Genomic DNA, 11,116 nt, shown 5'->3' with positions numbered 1-11,116 from the left:
TTTTCACAGTCGGTGTTTCGTCAGGGGTTTTTGTGGGCTGCCCCACCCCCTGCCACGACTAGGGTTTTAACAGGGTATTTTTCCAAAGCTTTCTTGGTTTTAACCATGAGAATATCCATAACTGCTGCTTGGAAGGAAGCACACAAATCCTCTGTAGATAGGCTTTCTCCCTTTTGCTCGGCATTGTGGTGGAGATTGATAAAGGCAGACTTCAAACCTGAGAATGAAAACTCCAGATTGTCTTCCTTAATCATGGCACGTGGGAAGTCATACACATCCTGTCCCTGATGAGCTAGCTCATCAATCTCGCGACCGGCTGGATAGGTCAAGCCCATGACGCGACCGACCTTGTCATAGGCCTCACCAACCGCATCATCACGGGTTTCCCCAACAATCTTGTAGTCACCAGCCTCAGAAACATAGACCAACTCTGTGTGCCCACCGCTGACCAAGAGGGCTAGCAAGGGAAACTCCAAAGGCTCCACACTCTGAGCTGCCATGAGGTGACCAGCCATGTGGTTAACGGGAATCAGCGGAAGTCCATGTGCCCAAGCAAAGGCCTTGGCAGCTGACAAACCAACTAACAGCGCTCCAACCAATCCCGGTCCATAGGTGACCGCCACAGCTGTCACATCCTCTTCGGTAATCCCTGCTTCTGCTAGCGCCTCCTCAATACAGGCTGTAATGACCTCGACATGGTGGCGACTAGCTACTTCCGGCACTACGCCACCGAAACGTTTGTGACTCTCAATTTGACTAGCAATGACATTGGACAAGAGCTCATCGTCATTTTTCAAAACGGCGACACTTGTCTCATCACAGGATGTCTCAAATGCTAAAATATATCTATCCTTCATCTATTTCTCTCTTCATGATGATGGCGTCCTCGACTGGATCATGGTAGTAGGCCTTTCGCTCAGCGATGACTGCCATCTTTTCTTTCTTGTAAAATGCTTGCGCTCGTTGATTTGACTTTCTGACTTCGAGGAAAATCTCCTTATCTGTCGGCAATTGAGCAAACAAGGCCGAGGCAATCCCCTGACCCTGATAGGTTTGTTTGACAGCGATTTGCAGAACTTCTGCTTCAAAAAGATTCTCCTGCACAGCTAGAAATCCAATCACTTCGTCCCCATCATAAGCCAAAGCATACCAAGTCTGGTCTTGGGACAGGTCTGCTTGGATTTGTTCCAGCGTCCAAGGACTGACTGGGTAAACAGCTATCATAACAGCGTAGATGGCTTGAGCCAAGTCGGGTTGCCGTTGAATTCGTTTAATCTCTATCATAGGCGTTTAATGTAGGACTCACCAGACTCGGTGTGATCCTTGAGCCAGTTTTCCTCAGCCTCGACTCGTTTGAGATAGTTAGGCACAAAGTCGTGCAAGGATTCTGCTTCCTTATCCCAGGCCAAAAGAGCAAGATTGGCTGCATTAGGCAAGGTTTCTTTGTAATTAGTCCTTGGTAAATGCTCTTGAATCTGCTCCACAAAGGGGGCAACTTCTCCGACAAAGGTTACCTGACTAGCACCCTTGACTTTTTCTAATACCTCTTCAAAAGATAGGTGCGCTTCTGGCATGACAGGTTTGGCATTTTCATAAAATCCTGCGTAAACATTGTTGCGACGCGCATCCATCAAGGGGACGAACAAGCCTTCTTGTTGGTATGGCACCAGAGCCAAGAGACTCGACATACCAACCAACTCGATGTTCAGAGTGTGAGCTAAGGTCTTGGCAGTTGCTACCGCAATTCGCAAACCTGTGTAGCTACCTGGTCCTTCCGCCACCACGATTCGGTCTAAATCCTTGGGTGTCCAATCCAAACTCTCCATCAAAAAATTGATGGCAGGCATGAGGGTAATACTGTGATTCTTCTTAATATTAATAGTCGTCTCGGCAAGAACCTGCTTGTTCTCTAAAATAGCGAGAGAAAGAGCCTTGCTGGACGTATCAAAAGCTAATACTTTCATAACACATTCCTATCTTTTTGTCTGCTTACTATTATACTACAAAAGCTGGCACATGGGAATTTTCTTTGCCCCAAACAAAAATGCCCCAGCATGAGCAGGGCATCTAAGCATTTAATCCAAAGTAAAATACAAACCAAACTACATAGGTTAGGAGGAGGAGAAAAAGCGAGTAGAGAGTCACAAAAGCAAGCTTCTAAAGGAATTTTTTTGCGGTGTCCCAGATATACAAACAGAGCATTCCCCCTTAGACACAGGCTACAAAGACTATAAACACCAAGAGGCCAACCCTATCGCAAATTCAAACAAACTAAACATTCTTAATCCTACTTTTGGTATTTCTATTTTTATATAAACTGTTGACTATGTTGGTCTATCAATGTTAAAATGTAATTCAACACTGGTAGGAAAATCAGGTTGAGTCGTTGACTCTTCGGGTTGCGGTGCTATCCCTGAAACTTTGGTTTCTAAAGAACTGGAATTGCGATTGATTAGTTCGCCCCCAGTGTTAGATGGCTCTTGACTTCGGTCAGGAGCTTTTTGATACTTTTAAAGTTGATTCCCTCAGTAAGTTATAGTAAAATATAAATATTGAGAGGATAACGTAGGGCGACTGGTAACAGAGCGTTCAAAGGTACCAACTTCTGGTACGGGTGTGGGACTGCCTTCAGCTTTGAGCTGTAAAGACCCCTGACTACCATTGGTCCTCTCTTTTTGCTTACTCTTAAATTAAGTGCTTGTCTTTGCCTTTTAGTAAGCACTCCACTCCATCTTGCTATTTCTACATCGTTATACTTATAGATTGACTTCTTAGCCTCATAGATGATAGAATTAAGTAAAGTCTGAGATCGAGTTTGATTTGGTGACAAGTCATTCAAAGGTTGCGATGCATTCGCTTCAGGTAGAGGTGCTGCCACCTGGACTGCTCCAGGAAAATCCCCGAGTTTTGTCTCAGCCTTTTTATTTGCTCTTGAGATTTCTCAAGAGCTTTTTCTTTTTTCAAAGATACCATTCTGTCCCAACCATCTACACCAACGATTAATGAAACTAGAACTATATTCTCCCTTAAATCTACTATCTCTTTAGATTTCCCCTTTAATTATAACACCTAAGCGCTCTCCGAACGAATCCTATCTATCTTTTGCTCCCTCTTCCCCTCACGACTTTCTCGTTTCCGTCTTTTACTAATTTTTCATTTTGTGGTATAATTGAAATAATTGTAACGAATCAAGGTCAATCTAGACACAAAATGGAATGAAATCAAGCAAATATCTGCTAAAAGTTTGGAATAAGCTGACCTGTAAATAGAAAGGAACTATATGATTTACAAAGTTTTTTATCAAGAAACAAAAGAACGTAGCCCACGTCGTGAAACAACACGCGCACTTTACCTAGACATCGATGCCAGCTCAGAACTTGAGGGCCGTATCGCTGCTCGCCAACTTGTCGAAGAAAATCGCCCAGAGTACAATATCGAGTATATCGAACTCTTGTCTGACAAATTGCTAGATTACGAAAAAGAAACTGGCGCCTTCGAAATTACGGAGTTCTAATATGGCCTACACTCTTAAACCTGAAGAAGTCGGCGTTTTTGCCATCGGTGGTCTGGGAGAAATCGGGAAAAACACATACGGGATTGAATACCAAGACGAGATTATTATCGTCGATGCTGGGATTAAATTCCCAGAAGATGACTTGCTGGGTATCGACTATGTCATTCCTGACTACTCATACATCGTGGACAATATCGACCGCGTCAAGGCTGTCTTAATCACACACGGACACGAAGACCACATCGGTGGGATTCCATTCCTGCTCAAACAAGCAAATGTCCCTATCTACGCTGGGCCGCTTGCCTTGGCTTTGATCCGTGGGAAACTCGAAGAACACGGCCTCTTGCGCAACGCCAAACTTTACGAAATCAACCACAACACTGAGTTGACCTTTAAAAATCTCAAGGCAACTTTCTTTAGAACGACTCACTCTATTCCAGAGCCTTTGGGGATTGTCATCCATACTCCTCAAGGAAAAATCGTCTGTACGGGTGACTTCAAGTTCGACTTCACTCCAGTTGGAGAGCCTGCTGACTTGCACCGCATGGCAGCCCTTGGTGAAGAAGGCGTGCTCTGTCTCCTGTCTGACTCGACAAATGCGGAAGTGCCAACCTTTACCAATTCTGAAAAAGTCGTTGGCCAGTCCATCATGAAGATTATCCAAGGCATCGAAGGACGTATCATCTTTGCATCCTTTGCCTCAAATATCTTCCGTCTCCAACAAGCAACTGAAGCCGCTGTTAAGACAGGACGCAAGATTGCGGTCTTTGGACGTTCTATGGAAAAGGCCATTGTCAACGGAATCGACCTTGGTTACATCAAAGCTCCTAAGGGAACCTTTATCGAGCCAAATGAAATCAAAGATTACCCTGCAGGCGAGGTTCTGATCCTCTGTACAGGTAGTCAGGGCGAGCCGATGGCAGCCCTCTCTCGTATCGCCAACGGAACCCACCGTCAGGTACAACTACAACCCGGTGATACGGTTATCTTCTCTTCAAGTCCAATCCCTGGAAATACGACTAGCGTCAACAAGCTGATTAACATCATTTCAGAAGCTGGTGTCGAAGTTATCCACGGTAAGATTAACAATATCCATACATCTGGACACGGTGGCCAACAAGAGCAAAAACTCATGCTCCGCTTGATTAAGCCAAAATACTTCATGCCTGTCCACGGTGAATACCGCATGCAAAAAGTCCACGCTGGACTAGCAGTGGATACTGGTGTCGAGAAGGACAATATCTTTATCATGAGCAATGGTGATGTTCTTGCTCTTACTGCTGACTCAGCTCGTATCGCAGGTCATTTCAACGCCCAAGACATCTATGTCGATGGAAATCGTATCGGTGAAATCGGTGCAGCTGTCCTCAAAGATCGTCGTGATTTATCTGAGGACGGTGTCGTTCTAGCAGTCGCAACCGTTGACTTCAAGTCGCAGATGATTCTGTCTGGTCCAGATATCCTCAGCCGAGGCTTTGTCTACATGCGTGAGTCTGGTGATTTGATTCGCCAAAGCCAACGCATCCTCTTCAATGCAATTCGTATCGCACTGAAAAATAAGGACGCTAGCGTGCAATCTGTCAATGGTGCCATTGTCAACGCCATTCGCCCCTTCCTCTATGAAAATACAGAACGTGAACCAATCATTATCCCAATGATCCTCACACCAGATGAAGAATAATACTCTTCGAAAATCAACAAAACAGCCCCATCTTCGGAGCTGTTTTTTCTATGCTTTCTTTTGAGATTAAAACTCAATAAAAATCGAAATCAGACTAGAAGGCTAGGCGAAAGCATAACTTGAGTTAGCTCCCATAGTTCGGGGAACTATGGGAGGCTGGAGATGAATCAAAGCCAAGCTTTGAACTCATTCGTAAGAAGCCGACGACGTATCATTTTGATTTTTGAAGAGTTTTAGAAATACTACGATTTTTACCTTCAAGATACACCATCAAAATAGAAATATCTGCCGGGTTTACTCCCGAAATACGGCTGGCTTGGCCGATGGTTTCTGGATTGATCAGTTTGAACTTCTGACGGGCTTCTGTCGCGATAGAATCAATATCATCCCAATCAATATTGGCTGGAATGCGTTTTTCTTCCATGCGTTTCATCTTGGCAACCTGATCCATGGCTTTGGAAATATAGCCTTCGTACTTGATTTCTGTTTCAATCAATTCGATAATCTTGTCATCCAAGTCCTCTGCTGCTGGTCCGATAAAGGCTACCACATCTTGGTAAGAAACTTCTGGACGGCGAAGGAATTCCTTAGCTGTCACCGCATCTGTCAACGGCTTGAAGCCCATCTCCTCAATCTTAGCATTGGTTTCCTTGACTGGCTTGAGTTTGATACTGTCTAGGCGTTTCATCTCATTGTCAAATTGATTTTTCTTAATTTCAAAACGAGCCCAGCGTTCATCATCCACAAGTCCAATCTCGCGTCCCATCTCTGTCAAACGCATATCAGCATTGTCATGACGGAGGATGAGACGGTATTCAGCACGACTTGTCAAGAGACGGTAGGGTTCAATGGTCCCCTTGGTCACCAAGTCATCAATCATCACTCCGATATAACCGTCACTGCGCTTCAAAATCAACTCAGGCTTGCCTTGGATTTTCAGAGCAGCATTGATACCAGCGATAATCCCTTGGCCAGCAGCTTCTTCGTAACCTGACGTTCCATTTGTCTGACCAGCAGTAAAAAGTCCTGAGATTTTCTTGGTTTCCAAAGTCGCACGCAACTGATGAGGCAAGACCATGTCATACTCAATGGCATAACCTGTTCGCATCATCTCTGCATTTTCCAAACCTTTGATGGAATGAACCAACTCACGTTGGACATCCTCAGGCAGACTGGTTGAGAGGCCTTGAACATAGACTTCCTCTGTATTGCGCCCTTCCGGCTCTAGGAAGAGTTGGTGGCGTTCCTTGTCTGCAAAGCGCACAATCTTGTCCTCAATGGACGGACAGTAACGAGGCCCCACTCCCTTGACCACACCTGTAAACATAGGCGCACGGTGGAGGTTGTTTTGGATAATCTCATGACTGGTACCGTTGGTGTAGGTCAACCAGCATGGCACCTGGTCCTTGACATAGTCCTCATCACGTGAAGTATATGAGAAGTGATTAGGCGCTTCGTCTCCTGGCTGAATCTCGGTCACATCGTAGTTGATTGAAGAAGCCTTGACACGTGGAGGCGTTCCTGTCTTGAAACGACCAATTTCGAGTCCTAATTCCTTAAGGTTATCAGCAAGGTTAATAGAAGCCAAACTGTGGTTTGGCCCTGATGAGTACTTGAGGTCTCCGATGATGATTTCCCCACGTAGGGCAGTCCCTGTCGTCACAATAACAGCCTTGGCAGCATATTCTTGATGGGTCGCTGTACGCACACCAACAACCTTGCCATCTTCCACCAAAATCTCATCAATCATGGTCTGACGAAGGGTGAGATTCTCTTGATTTTCAACCGTCTTGCGCATCTCCTTGGAGTAAAGTTCCTTATCAGCCTGCGCACGAAGGGCACGAACGGCTGGACCCTTCCCTGTGTTGAGCATCTTCATCTGGATGTAAGTCTTGTCAATGGTTTTGGCCATCTCGCCACCGAGGGCATCGACTTCACGCACAACAATTCCCTTGGCAGAACCACCGATAGAAGGATTACAAGGCATGAAAGCCAGCATTTCAATGTTGATGGTCGCAAGCAAGACCTTACAACCCATACGGCTGGCAGCTAAGGAAGCCTCGACCCCAGCGTGTCCCGCACCGATTACAATAATATCGTATTCTTCTGTAAAATTATAAGTCATGTTTTTCTCCTATTCCTCAAGATGGATGTGTCTTAGTTGGCCGTCCCAATCTGGCAAGGCTGTTTTCAAAAAGGCTGGAACTAGCTGGATATTCTGGAGCTGATCCAAGTCAATCCACTCACAAGGCTGCCTTTTCTCATCTTCCTGCATGGTCAAAGGCGCATCTTCAAGCAAGTCCACCAGATAATGAAACTCAATGTTGTGATAGGAAACACCGTCCTGTTCAAAACGATTTTCAACTACGAAAGCTAGCTGCCCAGCTTGAGCTTTGACACCCAGTTCTTCCCTCACTTCACGGACTACCGCGTCTTCCGTGCTTTCATTGACTTGAATCGCACCGCCAATAGTGTAATACTTGCCCTTGTCTTTGGTGACTAGGAGCTTGCGATTTTGAAGAATCAAGGCTGTCGCTCGAACGCCAAAAACCGTATCTCCCACTTTTGTCCGAAAGTCTTGCTGAGTCATTTTTGTCCTTTCCTCTAAACGACACAAAAACAGTCAAAACTCCAAAGAAGTGCAGGACAAAAAAGCCTGCAACATCCATGAGCTTTGACCATCATTTCTATTGCTTTTATTATTGTAGCAAATTGAGAAAATTTGTCAATCTAAATGTACTGACAAACTTGTCCATCTCGATAAGCATTGTCAATCAAACCACCACCTAGACACTCTTCGCCATCGTAAAAGACAACTGCCTGTCCTGGTGTAATCGCGCGTTGTGGTTCCGCAAAGATGACCTCTGCCTTGTCTCCTTTGACATGGACGGTCACCTTAGAATCAGGCTGACGGTAGCGGAATTTTGCTGTGCATTCTAGCGTAAACTCCTCTGGCATGTCACGAGTAAAGTGGACTTGGCTAGCCTCTAGGCTGGTTGACATGAGCGAATCATGGTAAAATCCTTGTCCGACATAGAGGATATTCTTGCTTAGGTCTTTTCCGACAACGAACCAAGGGGCATTGTCACCGCCGTGTTGCCCACCGATACCGAGACCACCACGCTGACCAATCGTATAGTACATAAGGCCGGCATGCTCGCCCATATCACGACCATCCACAGTCATCATGCGACCAGGCTGAGCTGGTAGGTAGTTGCTGAGGAAGTTTTTAAAATTCTTTTCTCCGATAAAGCAAATCCCTGTCGAGTCTTTCTTCTTAGCAGTCGCAAGGCCTGCTTCTTCTGCTAGTCTGCGAACTTCAGGCTTTTCCAAATGTCCCAATGGGAACATGGTTTTTTGGAGTTGTTCTTGCGAAAGTTGGCTGAGGAAATAGGTCTGATCCTTGCCATTGTCCACGCCACGAAGCATGTGAACAGTGCCATCCTCATCACGCGCTACTCGCGCATAATGCCCAGTCGCTACATAGTCTGCTCCTAAAGTCATGGCATAGTCCAAAAAGGCCTTGAACTTGATTTCCTTGTTACACATAACGTCTGGATTTGGCGTGCGCCCTGCACGGTATTCCGCTAGGAAATACTCAAAAACGCGGTCCCAGTACTCTTTTTCAAAATTGACAGAGTAGTAGGGAATGCCGATCTGGTCTGCTACCGCAGCCACATCCTTGTAATCTTCGGTCGCCGTACAAACGCCGTTTTCATCTGTGTCATCCCAGTTCTTCATGAAGATACCGATCACATCGTAGCCCTGCTCTTTGAGCAAGAGAGCCGTCACCGATGAATCAACACCACCACTCATCCCCACGACAACACGTGTTTTAGAGTTATCACTCATGGTAAGTCTCCCATCTATTCGTTTATTCACGATTGAAGGTCGTGTGTGCTTCACGATTGAAGGTCGCTTGAGCAGTATTCATTATAACATGCTTGATTAGAGAAGACAAGAAAGAGGCTGATAATCTGATATTCTCTTTGATAGAAACAGAAATATAATTACAAAAAGGGCAATGAACAGTTAAATCTCGATTCTATTTATAAACTTATTTATAAAATAAGCTAAAAATGATATACTGTAATGAGGAGGAAGTCGTACATGATCCCTTTAAGATACTACCATCCATGTACGTAGTACGATTGTGAAAAACTACAAAGATATTCTAACATCAAAAAATACTATTTTTACTATCATTATTGTTGTAGGTCTTGGACTTTTAATAGGTTTAGTCATTCATCAAGAACATATCCAAGCAGAGAGAGGGAACATCGCTCTCAGCAAACAACATAAGAATGGACAAGATATCGAACAAGTAAAAAATGCTATTAAAAACTTCAATATTGATTCTGAAACGATTATAGAGGATTGGAAAAAAATTCAAGAATTAAAGCCAACCTCTGATGAAGGCAAAAAGACATTAGCAGATTTTCTTACTTCTACGGCCGATAAAATCACTAATCATTATACTGAAAAAGCTTTAAAATTGGATATAAAGGAATCCGATAGCCAGTTTGAAGATAAACAAGCACTTGAAACAGCCATCACTTCCTTACAAAAAATACTAGAAATTATTAAAAGTGTCAACTCCACAAGCGAACAAGCCACTATTGATGAAAAGATAAAACCCATTCAAGAACTGATTTCAAAATTCCAAAAGCAAGTTGAAGTCTTGACCAAAAAGGAAGAAGAACAAAAGTCTAATAAAAAAGAAACAGAAACGACTAGTAACGTTGAGGGAAGAGAAAGCTATTCTTCAGAAGGAGGTAGCTACACTCCAAGCTATACTGAGTCAAATGGGAACAGATATAATTCACAAGCACCTGCAAGCGAGCAATATTCATCTGATAGTACTAGAAGTGGGGGAAACACTGCTACCAATACACGAGATCAAGCTACTGATACTGCAGGAACCCAAGGAGATACGAATACCAATAATAATGCTGAAGTTCCCGATGCTAACAGTAATAATTCAGCTAGAGAAACTCCAGAATCTCGTCAGCAGTAAGCAATCTGTTATTACTACTATTTAAAAATTATCTTTTGTCGAATAAAAGTACACAAAAAGAGCCATCAAAGGCTCTTTTTCTATTTCTTAATACCAACCGTTGTTAAGCCAGAAGTTTTTAGCAGCAGTCCATGAACCGTAACGTCCTGCAACATAGGCATCTGCTACACGTTCTTGGTTAGCAGCTGAGTAGTCACCGTTCAAGTATGAATCTGTCAATTGGTAACGTCCAATGTATTGGCCGTTTGTAGCTGTATAGCTACCACCTGATTCTTTTTGTGCAATCCATTCTTTAGCTTCTGCTTCAGATCCGCTTACAGTTGCAGCAGGTGCTGAAGCTTCTGTTGAAGTAACTGTCTCTTCTGCTGCAGGTGCGCTTGCAGCTGGTGCTGCTTCTTCTGCTACTTCTGTAGTTTCTGCTACTGAAGCTGAAACAGTTTCATCTTGAGCAGCTGGTGCCGCATAAGTAGCTGGCGCTGGTGTTGCAGCAGGTGCCACAGGCCCATCGATAACGAGCTCTTGACCTACGTGAATCAAGTGGATGTTCTCAATGTGGTTGTTTTCTGCTAATTTCTCAACAGTTGTATTATAAGTTTCAGCGATTTCTGAAAGTGTATCACCCTCTTTAACAGTATAAGTTGTTGATTCTTGAGCAGATACAAACGATGGTACAAATACTGCAAACAAAGCGGCTACTCCTGCAATAGTTGTTTTGATTTTATTAGTTGTTGTTTTCATTTTTAAAAGTTCTCCTTCTTTCTATATCTCTATGATACCTTTTAAATATTACTATTTCTTAACACTTTTATGTAGAAATATTACAAAATTATTTTTTTATTTGATAAAACAAGGCATTTTTGTCACAAAAGAGTCTATTTTTATGCTATTTTGAACATTAAAGAGG

Annotated in this window: 9 protein-coding genes and 2 pseudogenes; 3 read left to right on the top strand and 8 right to left on the bottom strand. The window is 43.8% G+C overall.

Annotation, left to right across the window (positions count from 1 at the left end):
* Positions 1-29 precede the first annotated feature (29 nt).
* The 4 genes and pseudogenes from tsaD to QZ565_RS09300 all read right to left on the bottom strand — a co-directional run.
* Positions 30-857, bottom strand: a pseudogene (gene tsaD / locus QZ565_RS05090) (tRNA (adenosine(37)-N6)-threonylcarbamoyltransferase complex transferase subunit TsaD); the annotation flags it as partial.
* Positions 847-1,284, bottom strand: a complete 438-nt coding sequence (gene rimI, locus QZ565_RS05085) for a ribosomal protein S18-alanine N-acetyltransferase (RefSeq protein WP_295526455.1) — start codon at positions 1,282-1,284, stop codon at positions 847-849. The gene rimI and the pseudogene tsaD, both read right to left, overlap by 11 nt.
* A complete protein-coding gene (tsaB, locus tag QZ565_RS05080; protein WP_295526451.1) occupies positions 1,281-1,964 on the bottom strand; it encodes a tRNA (adenosine(37)-N6)-threonylcarbamoyltransferase complex dimerization subunit type 1 TsaB in 684 nt (227 codons plus the stop codon). Before tsaB ends, rimI begins: the two co-directional genes overlap by 4 nt.
* Before the next feature lie 103 nt (positions 1,965-2,067).
* A pseudogene (locus QZ565_RS09300) lies at positions 2,068-2,279 on the bottom strand (hypothetical protein).
* Positions 2,280-3,280: 1,001 nt separating this feature from the next.
* Here QZ565_RS09300 and QZ565_RS05075 point away from each other — a divergent pair.
* The gene (locus QZ565_RS05075) at positions 3,281-3,514 is read left to right on the top strand and encodes a DNA-dependent RNA polymerase subunit epsilon (RefSeq protein WP_000639572.1); all 234 of its coding nucleotides are present in this window, start codon (positions 3,281-3,283) and stop codon (positions 3,512-3,514) included.
* A 1-nt stretch (position 3,515) separates the two neighbouring features.
* Positions 3,516-5,195 (top strand): ribonuclease J, encoded by a 1,680-nt coding sequence (locus QZ565_RS05070; protein ID WP_295526448.1) that lies wholly within the window; start codon positions 3,516-3,518, stop codon positions 5,193-5,195.
* A 211-nt stretch (positions 5,196-5,406) separates the two neighbouring features.
* Here the strand turns inward: QZ565_RS05070 and mnmG are convergent, their stop codons facing one another.
* The 3 genes from mnmG to mnmA form a co-directional block, all read right to left on the bottom strand.
* Entirely contained in the window at positions 5,407-7,320 is a 1,914-nt protein-coding gene (gene mnmG, locus QZ565_RS05065; protein WP_295526445.1) for a tRNA uridine-5-carboxymethylaminomethyl(34) synthesis enzyme MnmG, read from the bottom strand.
* A 9-nt stretch (positions 7,321-7,329) separates the two neighbouring features.
* Positions 7,330-7,785, bottom strand: a complete 456-nt coding sequence (locus QZ565_RS05060; protein WP_295526444.1) for an NUDIX hydrolase — start codon at positions 7,783-7,785, stop codon at positions 7,330-7,332.
* 140 nt (positions 7,786-7,925) lie between these two features.
* Positions 7,926-9,047, bottom strand: coding sequence for a tRNA 2-thiouridine(34) synthase MnmA (gene mnmA, locus QZ565_RS05055; protein ID WP_001282953.1), 1,122 nt, complete (start codon positions 9,045-9,047; stop codon positions 7,926-7,928).
* Positions 9,048-9,348: 301 nt separating this feature from the next.
* On the opposite strand from mnmA, the gene QZ565_RS05050 reads away from it, so the two are divergent.
* Positions 9,349-10,212 (top strand): hypothetical protein, encoded by an 864-nt coding sequence (locus QZ565_RS05050; RefSeq protein WP_295526437.1) that lies wholly within the window; start codon positions 9,349-9,351, stop codon positions 10,210-10,212.
* Positions 10,213-10,299: 87 nt separating this feature from the next.
* Here QZ565_RS05050 and QZ565_RS05045 read toward each other — a convergent pair whose 3' ends face one another.
* Complete coding sequence (locus tag QZ565_RS05045; RefSeq protein ID WP_295526434.1) at positions 10,300-10,950, bottom strand: LysM domain-containing protein; 651 nt, start codon at positions 10,948-10,950, stop codon at positions 10,300-10,302.
* Positions 10,951-11,116: the final 166 nt, after the last annotated feature.

It is taken from the genome of uncultured Streptococcus sp., from assembly GCF_915066115.1.
Classification (GTDB): Bacteria; Bacillota; Bacilli; order Lactobacillales; family Streptococcaceae; genus Streptococcus.
This window is presented reverse-complemented; position numbering and strand designations above follow the sequence as displayed.

Excerpts from the sequence above, each read along its gene's own strand:
- QZ565_RS05045 (WP_295526434.1), bottom strand. The coding sequence starts at position 10,950 with ATGAAAACAACAACTAATAAAATCAAAACAACTATTGCAGGAGTAGCC.
- mnmG (WP_295526445.1), bottom strand. The coding sequence starts at position 7,320 with ATGACTTATAATTTTACAGAAGAATACGATATTATTGTAATCGGTGCG.
- tsaB (WP_295526451.1), bottom strand. The coding sequence starts at position 1,964 with ATGAAAGTATTAGCTTTTGATACGTCCAGCAAGGCTCTTTCTCTCGCT.
- mnmA (WP_001282953.1), bottom strand. The coding sequence starts at position 9,047 with ATGAGTGATAACTCTAAAACACGTGTTGTCGTGGGGATGAGTGGTGGT.
- QZ565_RS05060 (WP_295526444.1), bottom strand. The coding sequence starts at position 7,785 with ATGACTCAGCAAGACTTTCGGACAAAAGTGGGAGATACGGTTTTTGGC.
- QZ565_RS05075 (WP_000639572.1), top strand. The coding sequence starts at position 3,281 with ATGATTTACAAAGTTTTTTATCAAGAAACAAAAGAACGTAGCCCACGT.
- QZ565_RS05070 (WP_295526448.1), top strand. The coding sequence starts at position 3,516 with ATGGCCTACACTCTTAAACCTGAAGAAGTCGGCGTTTTTGCCATCGGT.
- rimI (WP_295526455.1), bottom strand. The coding sequence starts at position 1,284 with ATGATAGAGATTAAACGAATTCAACGGCAACCCGACTTGGCTCAAGCC.